This window comes from Dactylosporangium siamense (assembly GCF_016862795.1).
GTDB lineage: Bacteria > Actinomycetota > Actinomycetes > Mycobacteriales > Micromonosporaceae > Dactylosporangium > Dactylosporangium siamense.
The window spans coordinates 41,263-63,339 of sequence record NZ_BONQ01000172.1 but is presented as its reverse complement, the minus strand read 5'-3'; the positions used below and the strand labels follow the sequence as shown (position 1 = coordinate 63,339).

Annotated in this window: 25 protein-coding genes; 10 read left to right on the top strand and 15 right to left on the bottom strand. The window is 70.6% G+C overall.

Annotated features, from left to right (window positions below; all coding sequences use genetic code 11):
- Positions 1 to 20: 20 nt before the first annotated feature.
- Positions 21 to 431 (bottom strand): Het-E N-terminal domain-containing protein, encoded by a 411-nt coding sequence (locus tag Dsi01nite_RS51230; protein ID WP_203853794.1) that lies wholly within the window; start codon positions 429 to 431, stop codon positions 21 to 23.
- Between the two features lie 187 nt (positions 432 to 618).
- Entirely contained in the window at positions 619 to 1,788 is a 1,170-nt protein-coding gene (locus tag Dsi01nite_RS51225; protein ID WP_203853793.1) for a molybdopterin-binding protein, read from the bottom strand.
- A gap of 339 nt (positions 1,789 to 2,127) precedes the next feature.
- Here Dsi01nite_RS51225 and Dsi01nite_RS51220 point away from each other — a divergent pair, with 339 nt between their 5' ends.
- Positions 2,128 to 3,156, top strand: a complete 1,029-nt coding sequence (locus Dsi01nite_RS51220) for a Rieske 2Fe-2S domain-containing protein (protein ID WP_203853792.1) — start codon at positions 2,128 to 2,130, stop codon at positions 3,154 to 3,156.
- Positions 3,157 to 3,170: 14 nt separating this feature from the next.
- Positions 3,171 to 3,788, top strand: coding sequence for a nucleoside deaminase (locus Dsi01nite_RS51215; RefSeq protein WP_203853791.1), 618 nt, complete (start codon positions 3,171 to 3,173; stop codon positions 3,786 to 3,788).
- 17 nt (positions 3,789 to 3,805) lie between these two features.
- Here Dsi01nite_RS51215 and Dsi01nite_RS51210 read toward each other — a convergent pair whose 3' ends face one another.
- From Dsi01nite_RS51210 to chrA, 6 genes are all read right to left on the bottom strand, one after another.
- Positions 3,806 to 4,522 (bottom strand): M24 family metallopeptidase, encoded by a 717-nt coding sequence (locus Dsi01nite_RS51210; protein ID WP_203853790.1) that lies wholly within the window; start codon positions 4,520 to 4,522, stop codon positions 3,806 to 3,808.
- 5 nt (positions 4,523 to 4,527) lie between these two features.
- Positions 4,528 to 4,704, bottom strand: a complete 177-nt coding sequence (locus Dsi01nite_RS51205; protein WP_203853789.1) for a hypothetical protein — start codon at positions 4,702 to 4,704, stop codon at positions 4,528 to 4,530.
- Positions 4,705 to 4,742: 38 nt separating this feature from the next.
- Positions 4,743 to 5,327 (bottom strand): LOG family protein, encoded by a 585-nt coding sequence (locus tag Dsi01nite_RS51200; protein WP_203853788.1) that lies wholly within the window; start codon positions 5,325 to 5,327, stop codon positions 4,743 to 4,745.
- Positions 5,324 to 5,929, bottom strand: coding sequence for a histidine phosphatase family protein (locus tag Dsi01nite_RS51195; RefSeq protein ID WP_203853787.1), 606 nt, complete (start codon positions 5,927 to 5,929; stop codon positions 5,324 to 5,326). The genes Dsi01nite_RS51200 and Dsi01nite_RS51195 overlap by 4 nt, the downstream gene beginning before the upstream one ends.
- 78 nt (positions 5,930 to 6,007) lie before the next feature.
- Positions 6,008 to 6,391, bottom strand: a complete 384-nt coding sequence (locus tag Dsi01nite_RS51190; RefSeq protein WP_203853786.1) for a VOC family protein — start codon at positions 6,389 to 6,391, stop codon at positions 6,008 to 6,010.
- A gap of 87 nt (positions 6,392 to 6,478) precedes the next feature.
- The gene (gene chrA / locus Dsi01nite_RS51185; protein WP_203853785.1) at positions 6,479 to 7,687 is read right to left on the bottom strand and encodes a chromate efflux transporter; all 1,209 of its coding nucleotides are present in this window, start codon (positions 7,685 to 7,687) and stop codon (positions 6,479 to 6,481) included.
- 65 nt (positions 7,688 to 7,752) lie between these two features.
- On the opposite strand from chrA, the gene Dsi01nite_RS51180 reads away from it, so the two are divergent.
- The 3 genes from Dsi01nite_RS51180 (at position 7,753) to Dsi01nite_RS51170 (ending at position 11,958) form a co-directional block, all read left to right on the top strand.
- A complete protein-coding gene (locus tag Dsi01nite_RS51180; protein WP_239137022.1) occupies positions 7,753 to 8,619 on the top strand; it encodes an arsenate reductase/protein-tyrosine-phosphatase family protein in 867 nt (288 codons plus the stop codon).
- A gap of 111 nt (positions 8,620 to 8,730) precedes the next feature.
- Positions 8,731 to 9,249 (top strand): hypothetical protein, encoded by a 519-nt coding sequence (locus Dsi01nite_RS51175; protein WP_203853784.1) that lies wholly within the window; start codon positions 8,731 to 8,733, stop codon positions 9,247 to 9,249.
- Between the two features lie 534 nt (positions 9,250 to 9,783).
- Positions 9,784 to 11,958, top strand: coding sequence for a polysaccharide deacetylase family protein (locus tag Dsi01nite_RS51170; RefSeq protein WP_203853783.1), 2,175 nt, complete (start codon positions 9,784 to 9,786; stop codon positions 11,956 to 11,958).
- A 393-nt stretch (positions 11,959 to 12,351) separates the two neighbouring features.
- Here the strand turns inward: Dsi01nite_RS51170 and fxlM are convergent, their stop codons facing one another.
- From fxlM to Dsi01nite_RS51155, 3 genes are all read right to left on the bottom strand, one after another.
- Positions 12,352 to 13,581 (bottom strand): methyltransferase, FxLD system, encoded by a 1,230-nt coding sequence (gene fxlM, locus Dsi01nite_RS51165; RefSeq protein ID WP_203853782.1) that lies wholly within the window; start codon positions 13,579 to 13,581, stop codon positions 12,352 to 12,354.
- Positions 13,578 to 13,922, bottom strand: coding sequence for a TSCPD domain-containing protein (locus Dsi01nite_RS51160; protein WP_203853781.1), 345 nt, complete (start codon positions 13,920 to 13,922; stop codon positions 13,578 to 13,580). The genes fxlM and Dsi01nite_RS51160 overlap by 4 nt, the downstream gene beginning before the upstream one ends.
- Positions 13,923 to 14,190: 268 nt before the next feature.
- Positions 14,191 to 14,865 carry an alpha/beta hydrolase gene (locus Dsi01nite_RS51155; protein ID WP_239137021.1) on the bottom strand — a complete coding sequence of 225 codons (675 nt, stop codon included), beginning with the start codon at positions 14,863 to 14,865 and terminating at the stop codon, positions 14,191 to 14,193.
- 137 nt (positions 14,866 to 15,002) lie between these two features.
- On the opposite strand from Dsi01nite_RS51155, the gene Dsi01nite_RS59065 reads away from it, so the two are divergent.
- The 4 genes from Dsi01nite_RS59065 (at position 15,003) to Dsi01nite_RS51140 (ending at position 17,189) form a co-directional block, all read left to right on the top strand.
- Positions 15,003 to 15,119 (top strand): DUF5956 family protein, encoded by a 117-nt coding sequence (locus Dsi01nite_RS59065; RefSeq protein WP_373318953.1) that lies wholly within the window; start codon positions 15,003 to 15,005, stop codon positions 15,117 to 15,119.
- Positions 15,116 to 15,598, top strand: a complete 483-nt coding sequence (locus tag Dsi01nite_RS51150; RefSeq protein ID WP_308442149.1) for an NUDIX domain-containing protein — start codon at positions 15,116 to 15,118, stop codon at positions 15,596 to 15,598. Before Dsi01nite_RS59065 ends, Dsi01nite_RS51150 begins: the two co-directional genes overlap by 4 nt.
- Positions 15,599 to 15,762: 164 nt before the next feature.
- The gene (locus Dsi01nite_RS51145; RefSeq protein WP_203853780.1) at positions 15,763 to 16,263 is read left to right on the top strand and encodes a nuclear transport factor 2 family protein; all 501 of its coding nucleotides are present in this window, start codon (positions 15,763 to 15,765) and stop codon (positions 16,261 to 16,263) included.
- A gap of 2 nt (positions 16,264 to 16,265) precedes the next feature.
- Entirely contained in the window at positions 16,266 to 17,189 is a 924-nt protein-coding gene (locus tag Dsi01nite_RS51140; protein ID WP_203853779.1) for an MFS transporter, read from the top strand.
- Positions 17,190 to 17,208: 19 nt separating this feature from the next.
- On the opposite strand, the gene Dsi01nite_RS51135 is transcribed toward Dsi01nite_RS51140, so the two are convergent.
- Positions 17,209 to 17,634, bottom strand: a complete 426-nt coding sequence (locus Dsi01nite_RS51135) for a GntR family transcriptional regulator (protein WP_203853778.1) — start codon at positions 17,632 to 17,634, stop codon at positions 17,209 to 17,211.
- A gap of 227 nt (positions 17,635 to 17,861) precedes the next feature.
- On the opposite strand from Dsi01nite_RS51135, the gene Dsi01nite_RS51130 reads away from it, so the two are divergent.
- A complete protein-coding gene (locus Dsi01nite_RS51130) occupies positions 17,862 to 18,773 on the top strand; it encodes a hypothetical protein (RefSeq protein ID WP_203853777.1) in 912 nt (303 codons plus the stop codon).
- 137 nt (positions 18,774 to 18,910) lie between these two features.
- Here Dsi01nite_RS51130 and Dsi01nite_RS51125 read toward each other — a convergent pair whose 3' ends face one another.
- The 3 genes from Dsi01nite_RS51125 to Dsi01nite_RS51115 form a co-directional block, all read right to left on the bottom strand.
- Positions 18,911 to 19,570 carry a histidine phosphatase family protein gene (locus Dsi01nite_RS51125; RefSeq protein WP_203853776.1) on the bottom strand — a complete coding sequence of 220 codons (660 nt, stop codon included), beginning with the start codon at positions 19,568 to 19,570 and terminating at the stop codon, positions 18,911 to 18,913.
- Between the two features lie 347 nt (positions 19,571 to 19,917).
- Positions 19,918 to 21,627 carry a SulP family inorganic anion transporter gene (locus Dsi01nite_RS51120; protein WP_203853775.1) on the bottom strand — a complete coding sequence of 570 codons (1,710 nt, stop codon included), beginning with the start codon at positions 21,625 to 21,627 and terminating at the stop codon, positions 19,918 to 19,920.
- Positions 21,628 to 21,675: 48 nt separating this feature from the next.
- Entirely contained in the window at positions 21,676 to 21,945 is a 270-nt protein-coding gene (locus tag Dsi01nite_RS51115) for a DUF1876 domain-containing protein (RefSeq protein WP_203853774.1), read from the bottom strand.
- Between the last annotated feature and the right edge of the window lie 132 nt (positions 21,946 to 22,077).

Below are 22,077 nucleotides of genomic sequence, written 5' to 3'. Positions count from 1 at the left end.
ACCAGCGGCGGACGACCCCGCTACGCCACTGGCCCCGACGGGGGGACGGGCACCTGCCCGTAGGTGACCGAGACATTGCCGTTGATCGTGCTCGCGCTGGGCCCGTACGACGTGCCGATGTGGACCCCGTGATCCTCGATCACGACACCCCGGTCCGCCGCCTCCAGCAACCGGCGCGCGGCGGCGAGGACCTGCTCGTCCCGGTCGGCGCCGGACTCGGTCAGTGCGCCGCCCAGCCGGGCCCGCCACACCTGCGGATCGGTTTCGACCGCGTCCAGCGTCTCGACGGCCGCGCGCCGCCCGGCCAACCGCCGCCGCAGCGCGTCACGCAACCCGGTGTACGCGTCGGTGATCACCGACTTCGCCGCATCCGACGAGCCGGCGGCCGAACCGGCCACCAGCGCGGCCACGATTACTTCGACACCGGTCACGCAGCACCTCCGCCAATCGACAGCGACATTGTCCCAGCGACCCGCAACCCGCCCCGTCCACGCCGCAGGTCCGCCGCAGCCGAACCTGCCACATCGGTGCGGTCCCGCCGTTCCGCGACATGTCCGGTTCTCGATGGCCGGTCGGCGCGCGCCGGTGGCCGAACTGCCATCGAACAGCAGCGGCTCGTCAGGGGAGGCGCAGCAGCGGCGCCGGCGTGCCGGTGGCCCAGCCGGCGTCGAGGACGGCGAGCGCGTCGGCCGAGGCGGCCGCGCGCAGGCTCCCTGACCGGGCGCCGGGCACGATGCGGGCACCGTCGTCGACCGTTTCGACCGGCACGATCCGGCATCCGCCCGGGAAGAGCTTGACGGTGCCGGAGACCGGGGCCACCGGCAGCGGGCGGCGGCGGTGCCCGGCAAGGGCAGCCAGCAGCGGTTCGAGGAGGGTGAGGGCGGCGACCAGCCCGGCGTACGGGTTGCCGGGCAGACCGACGACCCACCGTCCGTCGGCCGTGCGGGCGAGGGCCTGCGGATGGCCGGGCCGGCACGCCACGCCGTCGACGTGCCAGGTCGCCGACCGCTCGGCGAGGACGTCGTGGAGGTGGTCCGCGACGCCGACGGACGACGAGCCGGTGACGACCAGTACCGGAGCATCCGAGGTGTCGATCGCCGCCCGCAACGCGGTCGGGTCGTCCTCGACGCGGCGATACGTGCGGAGCCGCCCGCCCGCCCGGTCGGTGATCGCGGTGACGAGGGGCGCGAACACGTCCCGGACCTGTCCCGGTCCGGGACGGCCGTGCAGGACCACCTCGTCGCCGGTGACGAGCACGTCGACGCCCGGCCGGGGACGCACCCGGACCCGCTCGACGCCGACCTGGGCAGCGGCCGCCGCCGCCGTCGCCGTCAGCACCCGTCCGGCGGGTGCGAGCAGGTCGCCGGGCGCGGTGTCCTCGCCGGCCCGCCGGATGTGGGTCCGCGTGGTCCGCGTTCCGCGGACCGTGTCGCCGCACCGGTGGCAGTCCTCATACGGCAGCACCGCCTCGGCACCGGCGGGCACGCGGGCACCGGTGGCGATCTCGACCGCGTCGCCGTGATCGAGCCGCGCCACCGGCTCCGGATCACCGGCGAGCACCCTGCCGGCGACCCGCCACGGTCCGGCACCGGCGACCGCGTATCCGTCCATCGCGGCGGCGTCGAAGGCCGGCGCCGCCGTGCGCGCCTCGACCGGCGCCGCGAGCACGTGCCGCAGCGCGTCGCCGACCGGCAGCGACACCGGTGCGAGCGGCCGCCCGACCTGCCACGCGGTGGCGTACGCCTGCGCCCAGGACAGGCCCGCGTGCCGGCGCGGGCCTGCGATCACCTGTACTCCTGCGGCGGGCATGCCAGTACCGCACCGCAGCGGGGTGTCCACGGTGTGCCGTTCCGGGTTCGCGCGTGCAACCAAGACCTCCCGAACCGGATCCGGCCGCTGTGAGCGCCCGCGACCACGTCCAGGATCCAACATCGCGGAAACCTCGGTGAAACGCCGCACGCGCAGCATGGGCGGGACGACGCGTCGAGGAGGTGAGTGCAGGTGACCGATGTGCGCCGCCGCACCCACCAAAGCGCGTGGACCCGTGGCCGGGTCGCGCACGGCTGGCAACCGCAGCGCTGAACCCGCGGTCCACCCTGCCCTCCGCACGTCCCTGGAGCCATTGCGATGACCATCGTCGATGTTGCGCTGCCCCGCAACTGCACCTTCGAGCCGGCCGACTGGGCCGTGCTCGCCCGCGGCTGGTATCCGGTCGCCCGCTGCGCGGACGTCGGCGCCGCTCCGGTCGCGGCGACACTGCTCGACGCGCAACTGGTCGTCTACCGCGCCGGTGACACCGTGGTCGTTGCCGATGATCTCTGCCCACATCGAGGCGTGCCGTTGTCGTTCGGCGTCGGCGACGGTACCGCCATCGCCTGCGCCTACCACGGGCTTCGCTTCGGCGCCGGCGGGACGTGTGTCGCGGTGCCGGCACACCCCACGGCGAAGATCCCGGCGCGACTGCACCTGCGCACGTATCCGGTCGTCGAGCGGTACGGCCTGATCTGGACGACCCTGACCGGCGTCACTGACGGCGTGCCGCCGATGCCCGGGTGGGAGGAGCCCGGCTTCCAGCGGGTGACGTGCCCGCCGTTCGACGTGGCCGCGTTCGCCGGACGGCAGGTCGAGGGGTTCCTGGACGTGGCCCACTTCGGCTTCGTGCACCTGGACACGTTCGGCGACCCCGGCGACGTGGAGGTGCCCGCGTACAACCCGGTCAGCACCGCCGACGGGTTCACCGTCGACTACTGGTCCACCGTGCCCAACGTCCCGCACGGCGTGCCGAACCCGGCACCGCCCGGCTTCCTGTGGCTGCGCCGGTTCGCGCTGCACCTGCCGTTCACCGCGACCCTGGTCGTGCACTTCCCCGACGGCGGCCGGCTGTGCATCATGAACGCCGCCTCGCCGGTCTCGGCGCGCCGCACCCGGATGTTCGCGCCGATCGCGAAGGACTTCAACACCGGCCAGCCGGCGCAGGAGATCTTCGACTTCAACCTGCGGGTCTTTGAGGAGGACCGGCGCATCGTCGAGGTGCAGCAGCCCGAGAACCTGCCCCTCGACCCGCGCATCGAGGTCAACATCGCCGCCGACCGCAGCTCCGTCGCGTATCGGCGCGGCCTGCGCGGCCTCGGCCTCAGCCACTTCTTCACCGCGTAGAACGGGGTCCCGCCATGCAGATGACCACCACCCGCTTCGGCGCGCAGCTGCCCGACTGGGTCGCGATCGAGCTGGCCGCCGTCGACGCGGTCCTGCCCAAGGTCGAGGACCGGATGCGGGTCGCGCACCGCCTCGCCGGCCGCAACCACCGCGAGGGCACCGGCGGGCCGTTCGCCGCGGTGGTCACCGATGCCGGTACCGGCGAGATCCTCGCCGTGGGCGTCAACCTGGTCCTCGCCAGCGGCCTGTCCGGGATGCACGCCGAAGTCGTCGCGCTGTCCCTGGCCCAGGCCCACCTCGGCACCTGGAACCTCGGCGCCCCGGACCGCGGCCCGGTCGAGCTCGCCGTCAACTGGCGCCCGTGCGCCATGTGCTACGGCGCCGTCCTCTGGTCCGGCGTCGCCCGTCTCGTCATCGCCGGCGAGGGCGACGAGGTCGAACACCTCACCGGCTTCGACGAGGGCCCGATGCGCCCCGACTGGAAGGAACAACTCCACGCCCGCGGCGTCGAGGTCCACACCGACATCCTGCGCGCCGAGGCCCTCGCCACCTTCGCCGAATACGGCGCCCGCGACGACGTCATCGTCTACAACGGCGGCAGCCGCAGCGTCACCCAGGCCTCGTCACAGTGACCGGGCCTTTTCTGTGGTCAGCTCGGCTGGTGCTGGAGGTCGAGGAGCTGCTCGTAGAACCCGCCGAACCCGTGCTCACGGTCGACGAGGTGCAGCTCGAGAATCCAGTGACAGGCGTGCCCGGCGGCGTCGGCACGGCGCAGCGGCTGGTCGCTGCCCGGGGTGATGTAGTAGGTGACCTTGTCACCTTCGATGCGTTCGTGCGGGAACTCGCCGAGGGTGTGCCCGGTGTGCGGGATGCCGATCTCCCAGCCGGCGTCGGCGACGAGCCGCTGCACGTGGGCGAACAGCTGCTCGCCGGTGATGTCGGGCCGCTCCAGGAAGTGCTGCTGCCCGGCGGCGAAGATCGTCGCAAGGTCCGCGTTGAGCCGATGCTTCACCGGATCGTCGCCGATGACGAAGGTGCGGCCGAAGTCGGCCTCCCAACCGTCGAAGATCGGGCCGAAGTCGGCGAACACGATGTCGTCGGCCTCGATCACGCGGTCCGGCGGGTTCTCCTTGTACGGCTGCAGCGTGTGCGGCCCGGACCGGACGATCCGCTTGTGCCAGTACTTCTGCACACCGAACATGCTGCCCGCGAGGTCGCGGATCTCGTCGCTGATCTGCCGGTCCCGGCGTCCCGCCGCGATCAGCCCGCGCCGTTCCACCTCGGCGAACAGCTCCATCGCGGTGACTTCGGCGGCCAGCAGCCGCGCCGCCCGCTCCGACTCGGCATCGACCTCAACCTCGCCCATGGCAGTCACCGTATCGTGCCGCTCGCCTCGGGCGTGCGGGCCTGGGCGCACGTGATCGCCCAGGCCTGCCGTTCGGCGTCGACCTGAAACGCCTCCTCATCGGCAGGTCCCTCACCGCGGCCGGCGCGGTGCTGGAGGAGGTGTTCGACGAGCCCGGCCGGGCGGTCGCGATCGGCGCGCAACTCGAAGCCTGGCCGCCGAGAGCGGCCGACGACGCGGTTCAGGAGGTGCCGGTCCGCGCCGACCGGTCGTACTTGCCCGGCGGCGGCACGAACGTCGCCACGGCGGTGAGCAGCTCCGCGGCGTCCGAGGCGACGATGAGGGACTGACGGTCGGCGGGCCGGACGAATCCGGTCTCCGTCATCTGATCCAGGGCGTGCAGGAGCGGGTTCCAGTAGTCGTCGATGTTGAGCAGCGCGACCGGCTTCGTGTGCAGACCCAGCTGCTGCCAGGTCCACGCCTCGAACAGCTCCTCGAGGGTACCGGCACCGCCGGGAAGGGCGGCGAAACCGTCGCCGAGGTCGGCCAGCGCGGCCTTCCGTTCGTGCAGCGACCCCACGATCCGCAGGCTCGACAGCCCGGGGTGCGCGATCTCGGCGTCCACCAGCGACTGCGGCATGACCCCGACCACCTCGCCGCCCGCGGACAGCGCCCCATCCGCGACGGCGCCCATCAGCCCGGTCTTGCCGCCGCCGTAGACCAGACCCACGCCGGCCGTGGCAAGGTCCCGTCCGAACGCCGTGGCGGCGTGCACGAACCGATCGGGTGCCTGAGCGGACGCGCTGGCGAATACCGTCACCCTCACGCCGACACCCCGCCCGGTCCGATGGAGTGGCATTCCCGGGATGCCGGATCGATCTGAAAGACGACGTCGTGCGGGTGCGACCGGGCGAGAGCGGCCTGCGGGTCGAGGCCGAGCAGGTGCAGTTGCAGCATGCGTCCGATCATTTCGTGCGAGACGATCAGCGGCCGTCGTGCCGGCTGGTGGCCGATCCGGTGCAGGGCGCTGGCTGCCCGGGTTGCGGCGTCGGCGTAGCTTTCGCCGCCGGGGAACTGCCAGTGGTACTTGTCGGCGGCCCGGCGCTGCCGCTCACCGGGGAACTGCGTGTCGATCTGGTCGTCGATCAAGCCGCTGAACTGGCCGTGGTCGACCTCGGCCAGCTCGTCGACCACGTCGATCTCCAGGCCGAGGGCGTCGTTGATGATGCTGGCCGTCGCGACCGCTCGTCCGAGTGGGCTGACGAAGATGGCGTCGATGCCGTGTCCCTGCAGGGCCGCCGCGTGGCGGTGCGCCTGCGCGACGCCGTCGTGGGTCAACGCCGAGTCGAGCCGGCCTTGTTTGCGCCGCTGCAGGTTCCATTGTGTCTGACCGTGCCGGGCCAGAAACACCGTGTCCCATGAGTTCACCAGGCCATCCTGGCCGACGATTCCCCTGGACGGACAGCGGGTTTCACGGTGCGACCGGGGTACGAATGACTGCGGCCGCTATCGGGCGGCGGGCTGGAACAGCTCGATGAGGTTGCCGGCCGGGTCCGCGAGCAGGATCTGGCGGCCGCCGGGGCCGGAGATCGGCGCGCTGCGGAACTGCACGCCCGCGGTGCGCAGCCGGTCGACCTCGCTGTCGAGGTCGTCGACGACGAGGTGGATGCGGTTGTGGCCGGGCGTGGCGGCGTCCGGGGGAGTGGCCCGGGCGCCGGAGCTGGCGGGTCCGGACAACAACAACCGGAGCGGGCCGCGCACGACGTCCGCGAAGGCGTCCCCGGCGCGCGTGTGCAGCTCGAACCCGAGGTGGGCGGTGTAGAAGTCGACGGCTGCCGCAACGTCGTCGACCAGGTAGCGGACGCTGGCACGCAGGTCTGGCTCGGTCATGACGTACACCTCCAGTCTGTGTCATCCGCAGAATACATCTCATCGGCTTGATGCATTCGATGTGCCGGGATCCGACCCCGCCGGGGTTCAGTGCAACGGCAGGCCGGCCAGGGCGGCGGCGACACCGAGCGCGGCCGCGCCGATGAGGGCGCTGACCACGCCGCGTTTGAACACCAGCAGCCAGATGGCCGCGAGGGCCAGGACCGGCCATTGCCAGGTGTGGGTGATGGAGCGGGCGAGCAGGACCGACGAGCCGAGGATGGCGCCGATGGCGGCGGGTCCCGCCCCGGACAGGAACGCCTGCGCGGCCGGGTTGGCGCGGAGGCGGTCGAAGTGCCGGCCGCCGCCGAGGACGAACACGAACGAAGGGGTGAACGCGACCACCGCGGCGAGCAGGCCACCGGCGATGCCGGCGGCGGCGTAGCCGATGACCGAGACGGTCTGGACGACGGGTCCGGGGGTGATCTGGCCGAGCGCGACCGCGTACAGGAACTCGTCGCCGGTCAGCCACTGGTGCCGATCGACGGCGTCGGCGCGCATGAGCGGGATGATGACGAAGCCGCCGCCGTAGGACAGGGCGCCGACCTTCAGCGCGGTCCAGGCCACCGAGCCGAGGGTGCCGACCGAAGCCCAGCCCGCCAGCGCGAGCCCCGGGTGGGGAGCGCGCCTGATCCGGGGGCGGTGCCCCTGGCAGGTCGCTTCGACGGCACCGGCGGCGAGCAGGACCAGGACCAGCCAGGGGCCGAGCAGTATCGCCGAGGCGGCTGAGATGACCGCGTACGCGACCCACCGCATCCGCCCGCCGCGGGTCGCGCCGGTGCGCTGCCAGCTCGCCGGGACGAGGGTCGCTCCGGCCTGGACGGCGACCGGGGCGACGGCGGCTCCGGCGCCGGCGGCGGCGCCGATCACTGCCGGGGCCGGATGCCCGGACAGCAGCAGCACGGACAGGCCGAGGATGACGATGAGGCCCGGGGCGATGAAGCAGACGCCGCCGAGCAGCCCGCCGACCCAGCCGCGCAGCCGCCAGGCGCAGAAGATCGCCAGCTGGGTGGAGGCCGGACCGGGCAACAGGTTGGTGGCGGCGATGCCGTCCTCGAACTCGTGGGCGTCGATCCAGCCCCGCTTCGTGACGCACAGCTGCCGCAGGAGGCTGATGTGCGCCGGCGGCCCGCCGAACCCGGTGATCCCGATCCGCGTCCACTGCGCCACGATCGTGCGCAGCGATACGCGCGGCGAGTGGTCCCCGGTCGTGAGGCCGTCCGGGTCGTCCGGGTCGGATGGCTGGGATGCCGTCACCGTGTTCCACTCCCTGGGAGTCCGCCGTGGTGCGTCGGAGCGTATGCGGACGGGCCGGGGCGATCATGACCGCTCGGCGGCGCGTCGGTGAACATCTCGATGGCGGTACCGCACACCACCGTGACAAAATGCATCCTACTGCTTTGATGTATTATCCGGGGGTGCGGCATCGACAGTCTCCGGCCGGCGGTGGCTTCGATCCGCCGGAGTTTCTGCGCCTTGCCGGGCATCCGCTGCGGTGGCGGCTGCTCGGCGAGCTCGCGCGCAGCGACCGCCAGGTGACCGAGCTGACCGAGCTGACCGGCAAGCCGCAGAACCTGGTGTCCTACCACCTCGGCCTCATGCGCAAGGGCGGGCTGGTGCACGGCCGGCGCAGCTCCTTCGATGGCCGGGACACCTACTACGCCGTTGACCTGGCTCGCTGCGCGGGCCTGCTGGCGCAGGCCGGCGGCGCGCTGCATCCGGCGCTGATGCTCGCACCGCCGCCGCCGCAGCCGGACGGCGCCGATGTGTCGGTGCTGTTCCTGTGCACGGGCAACAGCGCCCGGTCGCAGATGGCCGAGGGACTGCTGCGCAGCCGGGGCGGCGATCGGGTGCTGGCGCGCAGTGCCGGCAGTCATCCCAAGCCGGTGCACCGCAACGCGGTCAAGGTGATGGGCGAGCACGGGGTGGACCTCACCGGCGCGCGGAGCAAGCACCTGGACGAGTTCGACGGGGACCGGTTCGACTACGTCATCACGTTGTGCGACAAGGTCCGGGAGGTCTGCCCGGCGCTGCCGGGCGATCCCGAGGCCGTGCACTGGTCGACCGTGGACCCCGCCGGCCAGCCCGACGGCGTGGCCGCGTTCCGCCGCACGGCGGCCGAGCTCGCGGAACGGATCGGTTTCCTGCTGCACCAGCTCGGCCGTCGGCGCCACGAACTTGGCTCTTGACCCTGACTGATCATTGACCGTCGTCGAGGAGATCGGGCCGGCTGGACGGAGGGGCCGGTCGCCTTCTGGTACAACGGCGGCATGGTCGACGGCGATGGACCCATCCGAGTCATGTCCGAGCAGACCTCCGTCAGCGCCGACTACGGGCTCTTCGCGGCGATCGATCCGACCTGCGAGGACCTGCCGAACCTTGCCGTGGCGCGGCAGGGCGCCGGTGCGGACGCCGTCGGCTGGGCGCCCAACGCGGTGATGGTTGAGGTCATCTCGGATCTGGCGCGGATCGCGCTCACGGTCGAGGTCCACGACGGCCCGGCGGCGCGGGACGGGACCGCCGAACTCGTCAGCGAGGGGACCCTGGAGCTGCCCGGCGGCCGGCTGTCCGTGCCGCACTCGACCGAGCCCCGGTTCCGGCTCGGGATCGAACTACCGCCCGGCCCTGGGACCTACGCGGCGCGGATCGAGGGCCACGGCAGGGCCCAGGCCGGCCGGCTGTGGCAGGAGGCGATGCGGGCCGGACCCGACGCGGTCGCGGGCGTGAGGGTCGCGTTGGAGGGCGTCGAGCGGTACCGGCTCACCTGCTGGCAGCTGTCGGACACGCCCAGCTGGCCGGACGACGAGGGCGATGACTGACGCCCGGCGGCGCGGCACACGCCGCCGGGCGCCGGCTCACTGGGCATATTGCCAACGCTCAATGCAACGGCGCCGCCGGGATCTCCACCGACGCCCTCGGCTGCATCGACATTTCGGCACGCTACCCATAAAGGACATAAGGCAAGCAATCGCAGCGAGTCAACCAACAGCGTTCTTGCAAATGCCCTGGGGATGCGGCGCTTGAGTCTTTCTTTGCGGTTCCCTCGGCGACCACCCGTCCGTAGTCGAGGACCGCGATCCGGTCGGCCGGCGATCGAGCCGGACATACAACGACGTAGAGGCCGTTGTACCATGGGCAGCCGTCTGATCTTCCGGTGGAGGAAACCTTTACTGACTTGTCCCAGGGTTCAAGGCGGTCTCACTTCGTGTGCAGATGGCATTTCTTTCAGTAGTCGCAGTTCACTCCAGCCATGGACGATCGCCAGCAAAACAGACGCTATGTCAGATTCGCACTACATGCACAGCGTCGGGTCTGAGGGTCGATACGCCAGAAGCACTTGACAAGGTGGCACCATGCGAAAACTGCTCACAGTCACATCAGCCGCACTCATAGGAATGGGTGCTCTGTTCTTCAACGTACCGAGCGGGTGGGCGGCCACCAATCTCATCGCCAACCCGTCGGTCGAAACCGCAGCCAACGCGACGACGCCGACGGCCTGGCAAACAGGGGTGTGGGGGACGAACGCGACCACCTTCAGCTACCTCAACACCGGTCACAGCGGCACGCGCAGCGTCAAGGTTCAGACCACAAGCTATACGAGCGGCGATGCCAAATGGTACTTCACGCCCGTAGCGGTCACGCCGAACACCACCTACACCTTCAGCGATTACTACCAGGCGACCGTGAGCACCAGCCTGGTCGTGCAGTTCACGACTACCGGCGGCGGCTTCAGCTACGTCGAGTTGGCCCCCGCGCCAGCCACGACAGGCACCGCCTGGGGCCAGACCACGCAGACCTTCACCGCGCCGGCGAATGCCCAGAGTGTGACCGTCTTCCATCTGCTCGCCAACGTCGGCTCGCTGACCATCGACGATGCCAGCCTGACGGCCGGAGCCACGACGCCCCCGCCGCCGACCGAGCTCGTTGCCAACCCATCTGTAGAGGTGGCGTCCGCCGGCAACGCCAACCAGCCCGATGGCTGGACCAGTAACAACTGGGGCGGCAATACCGCGGCGTTCAGCTATCTCACGACCGGCCACAGTGGGTCCCGGAGCGTGAAGGTTACGGTCACCAACTACACCGACGGTGACGCCAAATGGTATTTCACCCCCGTGGCGGTCACGCCAGGCCTCTCCTATGCCTTCAGTGACTGGTACCAGTCCAGCGTGCAGACCGAGCTCATCGTTCAATTCACCAGGCCGGACAACACTGTCTTCTACGAGTCATTGGCCGTCGCGGCGGCGAGCAGCACCTGGAAAAAGGCAAGCTTTACCGTGTCGATCCCGGCCGGCGTCAGCAAGCTCAGCGTCTTCCACGTCATTGCCGCCAACGGTTCGCTCACGCTCGACGATGCCAGCCTGACGGTTGCCGGTGGCACACCGATCCCCAACAACCCCATCGCAAACCCCTCGGTCGAAACGGCGAACGGTAGTGTCCCGACGTCCTGGAGCACCGGCAACTGGGGAAGCAACACCGCTAGCTTCGGCTACGTCGCCGAGGGCCACACGGGCAGCCACAGCGTCAAGGTGACCGTCAGCAACTACACGGACGGCGACGCCAAATGGATGCACCAGGCGCTACCGCTCGAACCCAACAAGCAGTACCGGTTCAGCGTGTGGTACAAGACCAACACGCAACCGCACGTCGTCGCCCAGTTCAATCGCAGCAACGGCACGGCGGCGTACTTCGGCATGCCGCAGCCCCTGCCGCCCGCGAACGCCGCGACGACCTGGCAGAAATACACTGACACCTTCACCGTGCCGAGTGACGCCGCCTCCGTCTCGGTCTTCGTTTTCCTCACCGGCAACGGTTGGGTGCAGACCGACGACTACAGCCTCGAGCCGTATACGCCCACCGGCTTCAGCCGGCCACTCGTCTCGCTGACGTTCGACGACGGCCACGAAAGTAATGCCACCTCGGCCTTGCCACTGCTTCAGGCCCGGAACTTCAAGAGCACCCAGTGCTACATGACCGAGGCCATCGAGGGCGTGCCGGGCGCCCCCCAGAATGTCCAGGCCTTCGTCAACGCCGGGCACGAGATCTGCTCGCACACCATCACGCATCCATTCCTCTCGCAGATTCCCGTGGCCCAGCTCCGCAATGAGTTGACCCATTCGCAGCAATATCTTCAGCAAGTCTCCGGTCAGGCCGTGCGAAACTTTGCATCGCCCTACGGCGACTACAACGCGACCGTGATCGACGAAGTGAAGAAGTCCTACCGATCGCACCGCTCGGTGGATGAGGGCTTCAACAGCAAGGACAACTTCGACATCTATCGCATCCGGGTGCAGAACATGGAGATCGACACCACCGTGGCCGAGCTCCAGAGCTGGCTCGACCAGGCCAAGGCCACCAACACCTGGCTGGTGCTCGTCTACCACCGGGTCGTGCCGACTGGCGACACCGACGGCGGCCAGTACGACACCAACCAGGCCGACTTCGCGCAGCAGCTCAACGCCCTGCAAACCAGCGGCCTCACGGTCAAAACCTACAACGACGCGCTCGATGAGGTAACGGCGCAACTATGACCCAGGCGTTTCAGGGTCTTGAGTGCTTTCGCTTCTGAGTAGATAGAAAAAGTGCCTTCTGGGGCGAGTTGCGAGCGAGCACGACCTCTGATGATCTTTCAGGTCTCCAGACCAAAAGATCTTTCAGGGGTCGTGCTCGTGGGCCGTCCGGACCTCCCAGGATGTGCTGCAACGCCTCGGCGCCCGCCGTGATCCGCCGCCCGACCGGTTCACGGTGGTGACCACGCTTGCCGACCGCGGCGCAAGGCGCGCATTCCGTACGTCCCAAGCCTGATCCTTGCTCAAGGCCGGCCGACCGTTCCGGTCTTCGCGTCGGGGCCTGGTTCGGGCGGCGACGCGTACCGGCAGCCGAGTCGTCGCACCGCGCCACCAGCCGGCGTTGACCGGACGGTGTCAGGCGGCGTCATCGATCCACCGCACCGTGAGCAGTCCGCTCGGCATCGCGAACACGAACCGGCCCTGGTCCGCGTCTCCCACGGTGTCCGGTGCCGCGTCCGGTTCGAGGATCAGTCGCACGGCGCGGTCGCGGCCACGGCGGTCCCAGCGGACGACCTCCGCCGCCAACCGTTCAGCGAGCCCCTGTTGGCCGTGACCGACGACGGCGATCTCGACGCCGTCCCCGCCGGTGCCCGGATCGACCGCCGTGGCGTACGCCAGCGTGCCGTGATCGGTGGTCGCCATCAGCCACACCCCGTAGGGCGCGACGACCAGCCCCGCGTCACGGGCCGCCCGGCCGGCGTGCAGTGTGCCCAGGCCGCCCGGCAACGCGCAGGCAAGCCACAACCACAGCCATTCCAGGCTCTCGTCGCCGCGGAGCCGCACACCGGTGCGGATCTGGGACCGTGGCTGGTCCAGCACGCCGGTAAGTGCGGCGGTGTCGACGTGCTGCTCCTGGTACACGTCCAGCCGGGCCCGGCCGTCGCCGGTCAGATCGTGGCTGTGGTGCGGGTCGTCGGCGGCACCGCCGCGCAGCGGCATGAACCCACACATCTCGTGGTCCACGCTCACCCACCGGCCGGCGGCGTCACGCTGGTACACGACAGACCGGGTGATGGCACCGCGGATCCGCTGCGGCACCACCAGCCGTCCACCCTCGGCGATCTGGTCCAGCCACGCCGACGGCACGTCCCACGCGCCGACGGTCGCGATCACCACGTCGAACGGCGCCGTCGGCGGATGGCCCAACGCGCCGTCGCCGCACACCACCCGCACCGACGCGTACCCGGTCGCGGCGAGGTTCGCAGCCGCTGCCTCGACGATGTCGGCGTCCACGTCGACGCTCGTCACCCGGCCGTCGGGCCCGGTCAGTTCGGCGAGCAACGCCGCGTTGTAGCCCGTGCCCAGGCCGATCTCCAGCACCTGGTCCCCGGCCCGGATTCCGGCCTGTTGCAGCATCGTCGCCACGATCCGCGGCTGCGACGCCGCACTGATCGGGCGCCCGTCGACGTCGAACTTCGTGTGGACCACGTCGTTCGCGTACGCCTGCCGCACCGGAACTCCCGGCACGAACCGGTGCCGCGGCACCGCCCGCAACGCGGCCGCCACCCGCGGATCGGTCAGCCAGCCCGCGTCGACCAACGTGCTGACGAGCGCGTGCCGGAGTCGCGTCGGTTCGTCGGTCACGTCGGCACCACGAGGGCGGGCGGCGGTGCCACGGCGAACGTCTCGGCCAGCAGCGCTGCGTGCCCGTCGCCAGGGGAGTCGAGCGCGGCGCGGCGCAGCGCGTCCGCGAGCACATCGGCAGGGACACCGTGCTGCAGACCGACGGTGATCGCCGTGGCCAGCGCGTCGGCGAGCCCGGCCAGCGTCGAGCCGTGCACGCCCGCCCGCAACTCCATGCGACGCGGGGCGCCGTCGGAGGCCCGCCCGACCGTCAGCACACCCGGCTCGCCGCCGACCGTGACGTCCACGCTGCAGCCGAACGTCCGCCGCTCCCGCTGCACCGGCACCGCAATCTCCGCCATGGACAAACCCCCGTTTGATCGCTGCCGACCACCTGCCGGCCGACGACGTCTCCGTAGGCTATGGGTCTGGCAGTCGCGGCGTTGGTACCCACGCCGACTGAAATCGAACGTGCGTCCGACTCCTCGGGTTCCTGTGGGCAGATCGAGGCCAACCCCGCCGAGGCAGAGGTAGATCACGTAGCTGCTCTTTGCTGTGGTGAGTCGCACGAGTTGATCAACGAACGACGGTAACGCGATCGTCGTTGGCCTTCGGCGGGCGTCGGGCCGGTCAGTGTCCGAACGCCCACGCCACCATCAGCGGAAACTCTTGTTCCCAGAATGGGTCGCCGTGCGAGCCGGCCCGTTCGGTCAGGACAACGTCGCCACCCGCATCGCGCAGCGCGTTCGCCCACCGGGTCGCGTTGTCGCGGAAGAACGGTTCGTCGGTGCCGGCGACGAGATAGGTGCGTGGAAACCTGCCGGACAGCACGGCGGGTGGCCGGTAGCCCGCACCGGGCGAGGCACAGAAGACCGCGCCGTAGATGTCGGGATGCCGAAGCCCCATGGCCAGTGCGAGTTCCGCACTGGCGGAGACACCGAACGCCGCCGTCCGGTCGGCCGGCAGCTCGGCGCCCAGGCGGGTCGCCGCCCATCGGCGCACGTCCTCGACGAAGAACTTCTCGTGTGCCGCGAACCGTCGCGGGTCGAAGGTGAACGCGTCCGTGCTGCGGCCCGGTGAGTACTCGTGCAGCCGCAGCGTCTCGTCCTCCAGCCGGTGCGCGCCGATGATCATCGTGGGCGGTAGATCGGCGGCCTCGAGAGCCGGTCCCCACGACGTGATCAACTGGCCGTCTCCGGCAAAGACGATTGCCTCGGGCGCAGCCGCCGGGACGTAGGCGGTGACCTGACGTCCACCGTCGTACTCCAACACCTCGGTAACGAGCTCGCCTGCTGTGGACGACATCAGCGTGGGCTCCTTGCTGATGAGGTAGCTGCTGACATGTGCTGGCAACAGTGCCGAACAATCGCCGAACAGCGCCAGACATCACCGAACGTTACAGGAACCTCTGAGGGCGTCCAGCGCCCACACAGACCGATGCGCTGCTGGCCGAGGTCGGCCTGACCCGTCGCCCTCGTGGACGGCTGTGGTTGCTACGGCCGCCGCCAGGCTTTCGCCGACCTCGACGGCGGGAGTGCGGCGGTAGCCTCCGAGGGTGACGACATCGACTGACGACTACACGGCGACGTTGCCACGCAAGCGGATGGGTGCCGGCGTGTGCCTCCGTGACGCGGCGGGCCGGGTGCTGCTGGTCGAGCCGACGTACAAGGACCATTGGGAGCTGCCGGGAGGCGCGGTCGAAGGCGACGAGTCGCCGTACGACGCCGCGGTGCGGGAGCTGCACGAGGAGCTGGGCCTGGTGGTGTCGCCGGGCCGGCTGTTGGTGGTCGACTGGGTGCCACCGCAACCCGGCCGCACCGAGGGCGTGATGTTCCTCTTCGACGGAGGGGTGCTCCCGGCGGTCACCGAGCGGGAGATTCGCCTGCCGGCCGACGAGTTACGCAGCTGGGCGTGGTGTACGGCAGCAGAGGCCCACGAGCGGCTGTCGCCGTTGCTGGCCCGCCGGACCGCAGCCGCGTTGCGGGCGGCCGTGGACGGCGTGACGGCGTATCTGGAGAACGGCAACCGGCTGGTGTGAACGGGCCCGGCGCTGCGGTCTGACCGGGGTGTCAGGCGGCTTCACGCTGCCATGGGCGGCAGGGCGAACGCGCCGGTCGGCCGGCGCCCCTTTTCCCGATGTCGCGGTGTCTACCTGATTGGAGCGACAACGCGCTGTCGCGTCCGATGCCAGCAGGAGGAACCGTGTCCATCGACATCGACATCGCCGTCCGCGAGCTCACCGACCGAGCCGCCATCACCGAGGTCCTGCATACCTATGCCCGGCTCGTCGACGAGCGGGACTTCACCGCCGTGGCCGGGGTGTTCACCGACGACTGCCTGGCCGAATACGGCGTTCGCGAGGCCGAGATCCTGCATTCGTCAGCGGCGTTGGTCGACTGGCTCACGCGCCAGCTCCTCGACGGCACGGCGACCAGTCATCACATCTCGAACGTGCAGATCAGTTTCCCCGACGCGGATCACGCCGCGACGACGTCCTACGTCTACGCATGGCACCGGCCGCCGGGCGCGGTGGCTGACCCGATCATTCTGGCCCGCTATGTCGACAGCTTCGACCGCACCCCGACCGGCTGGCGTATCGCCCACCGCCGAATGCTCGCGCACGGCCTGGTCGGATTTCCGGACGGCATTCTGCGGCCGCTTTCCCGCCGGACCGAACCGGCGAGCGAGCAGGCGGCGGTGTAGTGGTGCGGCAACGCGACATCGCGCTGAGCGTGCACGGCACGCGGCTGGACCAGGTCTCGGAATCGCGCGTACCGCCGGCGAAGACGGAGGGAAGCATGCCATCGAACAGCACATCACCCGCGTTGACGGCTGCGCAGTGGTGGGTGGTTGTGGTGACTGCGCTCGCGGCGATGACGGTGACCCTGGACTCGTTGGTCGTCACGTCCGCGCTGGGCGCCATCCGCACTGCGCTGCACGCCTCGATCGAGGAGCTGGAGTGGACGGTCACCGCCTATGTGCTGACCTTTGCGGTGCTGCTGATGACGGCGGCCGCGCTGGGCGACCGGTTCGGCCGGCGACGCATGTTCATCACCGGACTGGCGGTGTTCGCGGTGGCGTCGGCCGCCTGCGCGCTCGCACCGGATGTGGGCGCGCTGATCGCGGCGCGTGCGGTCCAGGGCGCCGGGGCCGCACTGCTGATGCCGCTGGCGCTGGCCCTGCTCGGTGCCGCCGTCCCGGCCGACCGGCGGTCCAAGGCGATCGGTGTCTTCGCCGGCGTGACCGGGTTGGCGGTTCCGGTGGGACCGCTGTTGGGCGGTGCGATCGTCACCAGTGTCTCCTGGCCGTGGATCTTCTGGATCAACATTCCGATCGCCGCGGTCCTGATCTACAGCACCATGCGCCAACTCGGTGGAGCATTCGGTGTCGCCGTCGTCGTGGCGGCGTTCGCCTCCGCCGGCGGCTACGCGTCCAGCCAGACCTTCAACAGCGGATTCATCGCCGCGATGGTCGCCTGCGCGGTGCTGTCACTGGCCGGCGCCCTCAGCGGACTGGTCGCACCCGGACGGATTCCACCGGCCCGGCCGCCGGAAACCACCGACCAGACAGCCCACCCGGCACTCGGACCAAGACCGGATGCGGCAGTTCGACCTGAGCAAGCGCGTTGAGGTGCTGCTGGCGGACTGATCAACGCGGTAGGGGCGGCGACGATGACGCGTGGCACGTGACCGTCACCTGGTCCGCGGGGTGGAGTTCGCTGGTGCCGTCGCCGCGGTCGACTTCCAGCACCGGAACGCCGACATCCATACCGAGCTTCATTCGCTCATGGCGGCTCGGCATGCGGCTGATGAGGCGGTCGTCGTGCCGTAGGACAAGGGTTCGGCGTGCTGAGGTTGCCCGGACGCTGGAGGGTGCGCCGCGCCTGCTGCTGACCAGGCCTTCCTCGCGGAGCACCGCGAGGGCGCGTCGGACGGTCATGCGGCTGACGCTGTGCTCGTCGCAGATCGCGGCCTCGATCGGCAACGCGTAGCCGGCTGGGTAGAGGCCTTGCCTGATGCGATCTCGTAAGACGCTGGCCAGTGCGAGGTAGAGGGGTTCGTCGGAGGGCTGCACGCTGGCAAAGGTAGCGCGATAAGCATGTGGCCACAAGTGCCGTGAACTGCCGCACTGGGCCTGCCTCGTCGAGGAGGACGCGTCGCGGAAGTCGTGTGGGCGCGCGTCGTCAATCGGCTCGGCGGGTCGGTGGCCATCAACCGTTTTGCGATCAACGACGGGTTCACGACACGGTCGCGTGTGTTGACGGCGACGCTCCGTATTCTGGCGCCTAGTGAGGAGGAGCGATGGCGCCTTCGTTGGCCTACTTCGTCTGGCTCGCCAGTGGCCGGAAGTACACATTGATACGCCCCGCGGCCGCGTTGCAGCGGATCCTGCGCGGGCACGGACTGACCGTGTATGACTTCCCGGATGACGATCACCTGCGCGCGTCGACGCCCGAGGACCACACGCCGTTCTCGGCGACCGGCTGGCCGGGGAAGTCGGCGGCCGGGTTCGGGCACGCGCTGGATGTCATGCCGCGCACCGACTCCGCCAAGGGCCGGGCGGAGAACGCGGCGATCGCCCGGCAGCTCATCAAGGACCGTGACGCCGGCCGGTCCGGCGTGCTGTGGATCAAGTACATCAACTGGACCGACGAGCAGGGGGTCTGCCGCCAGGAGCGGTGGATGCCGAACCGCACCACCAGATCCTCGACGGACAAGGGGCACGTCCACATCTCGGGCCGGTCGGACTGCGACGACGACAGCCGGGCCGACTCCTACGACCCGCTCAGCGAAGGAGACCCGTTCATGGCGCTCACCGAACAGCAGCAGGCGGACCTGTGGGAGTGGGTCGCCCTGCTCGTCGACCCGGGCACTCCGGCGAACGGCCGCGGCACGGACCGGTTCCACTTCCCGCCGCCGTTCAAGGCCCTTGCCAACCGGCTCAGCACGATCGAGGGGGCGCTGGCCGCGTCGGCGCTGCGGGAGCAGGACATGCTGGCCGCGCTGGGCGCGCTCGCCGTCGGTGGCACCAACATCGACACGGCCGCCATCATCGCCGCCGTCAACGCGCGCTCTTCGGACGTCATCGGCCTGATCAACGAGCAGTCCGCCCGGATCGCCGAGCTGGAGGCCGAGCTCGAGGCGGTGCGGCAGGCACGGCACGCCGCGGCGCAGGCCGAGGCCGTCGCGACCGCGGACGGCCCGGTGGGCTGAGCGCGGACCCGGCGCCCGACGCGGCGCACGCGAGACCGGCCACGGCCTGCCACGGCGCCCGTTCACGGCCTGCCACGGCGCCCGTTCACGGGGCAGGTGAAGCCGCGAGAGCGTCCCGGGCCGGCCGCGCCGGGACGTCAGGCGCTGTTCGCCTGACCTGCGTCGGTCGGCGGCTGGAGCTGTGCCACCGTGTGGTTGAACCGGGTCAGCGTCCATCGCGGCGGCGGCCACGCGGTCGGCGGCTGGTCGGTGTGCCATTCGGTGATCGAGGCGGGCGCAACGGCGAGGTCGAACGGGCGGAACAGCGGCAGCAGCCCGAGCGCGTGGAACGACACCTCGACGGTCTCGGAGTGCCCGACGATGACGACGGTGGAGCCCTCGTGCCGCTCGGCGATGTCGAGGACGGCCCGGCTGCCGCGCACCACCAGCTCCGCCCAGGTCTCGTTGTCCCGTTGGAACGGCCGGAACACCCCGCCGCCGGGCACCGCGTGCTCACGCAGCTGCGCCTTCGGCAGCCCGTCGGCGTAGTCAGGGAGGTGCCACGTGCACAGTCGACAGTCCTCTTCGGACGGTACCCCCAGCGCCGTGGCGATCGCGGTCGCGGTTTCTGTCGCGCGGCGCAGCGTGGAGGAGTAGACGGCCACCGGCCGGGCGTCGCGCAGTTGCGGGGAGAGCGCGAGGGCGCGGGCCTGGTCGTGGCCGCGGTCGGTGAGTCCCCGGCAGGCGCGCGGCCCGCCGACGAAGTCCTCCACGGAGTGCACGGACTCGCCGTGCCGGACGAACAGCAGCGTGGTCACGGCAGGTCCCGGCGCAGGATGGAGGTGCGGACGTGGACGTGGCCGAGCCGGTGGTTGAAGTCGCGCGCCGTGATGCGTCGCCGGGCCGGGCGCGGTTTCGGGCGGATCATGCTGCTGGACGGTAGCAGCGCGCGGGTCATCCCAGCCGTTCACTCGACCGGGGTCGAGTGATCGGCGGCAGGGAAGTGTCCGATCATCGACCTACGGCGAGCGGCCAGGCCGACGACGGCGACATCGCGGCGTGGTTGATTGAAGGTGGGTCGGTCCTACCGCAGGTGACCTCCGCCGGAGTCATCGCCCCCCGCAGCACGGCCGCTGTCGGGCCGGCCCAAATACAGCGTGCCGCATCAATGCCTGGTGGGCTCGGTCGGGGGATGCCGGCGGCGCCAGTCGTGATACGCGGCCAGGGCGGTCGGCAAGGTAGGGAAGATGCGATCGGGGCCGACGGACGTGGTGAGGCCGAACGCGTCGAGGTCGTCGAGGAGGTCCCGTTTGATCCGGGCCAGCGCGAAGACGATGCCCCGGCCTTCCAGTTTGCGCCGCAGCGCCTCGAGGGCGTCGAGTGCGGTGATGTCGACCTCGATGTTGGCCTCGGCGTTGAGGACGAACCAGGCGACCGGTCCGGGATGGTCGTCGACCGCGGCGAGGGCGCGGCGGCGGAAGTCCTCGGCGTTGGCGAAGAAGAGGGGCGAGTCGTAGCGGTACACGACCAGTCCGGGGATGGTGTGTGCGGCGGGGTAGTCGTCGACGTCGTGCATGCCGGCCAGGCCGGGCACGATGCCGAGGATCGCGTCGTGGGGGCGGGCGATGCGGGCGAGCATCTCGGTCACGGACAGGGCGACCGCGAGCAGCACCCCGTGGAGAATGTCGAGGATGAGGACGCCGGTCAGGGCGGCGAGGGCGAGGAGCAGTTCGCTGCGGCGGAACGCGGCGAGCCGCCGGAAACCGGCGACGTCGATCAGCTGCGCCGCCGCGTAGACGACGATCGCGCCGAGTGCCGCGGTGGGGAAGCGGGCCAGGAGCGGGCCGAGGGACAGCAGCACGGCCAGCACCGAGAGCAGGGCGACGATCGAGTACAGCTGGGTGCGGCTGCCGGCGGCGTGGCCGAGTGCGGTGCGGCTGCCGCTGCTGCTGACCGGGAACCCGCGGAACAGGCCCGCGCCGATGTTCGCGGTGCCGAGGGCGAGCAGTTCCTGGTTGGCGTCGATGGTGCTGTCCTGGCGCGCGGCGAACGCGCGGGCGGTGAGCATGTTGTCGGTGTAGCCGACGAGCAGCACGCCGACCGCGGGCAGCAGCAGGTGCTGGAGGTCCTCGAGGTGCGGCAGGGACGGGGTGGGCAGGCCGGCCGGGATCTGGCCGACGACGCTGATGCCGTGGCGTTCCAGCCCGAAGACCGCGACGGCGACGGTGGCGAGCAGGACCGCCAGCAGCGGCACCGGTAGCGCCGGGAAGCGCCGTTGCGCGAGGAACAGAAACGCGAGCACGGCGCCGGCGAACAGCAGCGTGCCGACGTGGAGGTGGGACAGGTTCCGGAGGAAGGACAGCAGCCGCGCCGGGAAGGTGTCGCCGGTGACCGGCACGCCGGTGAGCCTTCCCAGTTGTCCGACCATCATGATGAGCGCCACGCCGGTCAGGTAGCCGACGAGGATGGGTCTGGACAGCAGGTCGGCCACGAACCCGAACCGCAGTGCCCAGCACCCGAGGCAGAGCAGCCCGACGACGACTGCCAGGCCGGCGGCCAGCCGTGCGTAGCGGGCCGGATCGCCGGCGGCGAGCGGGCCCACGACGACGGCGGTCATGATGGCGGTCGTGGACTCCGGTCCGACGGACAGCTGCCGGGAGGAACCGAACACGGCGTACAGGGCCAGGGCCGGCAGGATCGCCCACAGCCCGACGACCGGTGGTAGCCCGGCGAGGCCGGCGTAGGCCATGACCTGCGGGATCAGGTACGCCGCGACGGTGACGCCGGCGATCAGGTCGGCACGCAGCCAGCCGCGCTGGTACCCGGCGAGGACGCGGAGACCGGGCAACAGGCGGGTCGGCGAACTGGCCGGCATGAGCCTCGCGATGCGGCCGCCGGGCGGCCGGCACCGCTCGTCCCGCTGTTAGCGGGCCAGGCGCACCGGCACGTCGGAAAAGGCCTGGATGTCCGCCGCGGCGGCGAGCAGCACGCGGTGGCCCAGGTCGGACAGCGCCCGCGCCACGGCCACTTCGTCGCCGATCTCCGGTACGTCGTGGTCCATGGGATGCAGGCGTGCCTCGCCGTACCCGCGGAGCTGGCCGGCGTCGTCGGTCTGCAGGCGAGCCTCGGCGGACGTGCGTCCGTCGTCCTCCCCGATGTAGACGTCGACGCTCCAGTGTTTGGCTGTTGACATGGCAACCTCCTGTGGCGGTGCGACGGCGGCGGATTCGGCGCCGGCCCGCAGGACCGGGTGCGACGGCACCGCCGGGCCCAGCAGCCGTGCGTTCAGATCGCCGTAGCTACGGCCCTTCCCCCGGCGGAGGCG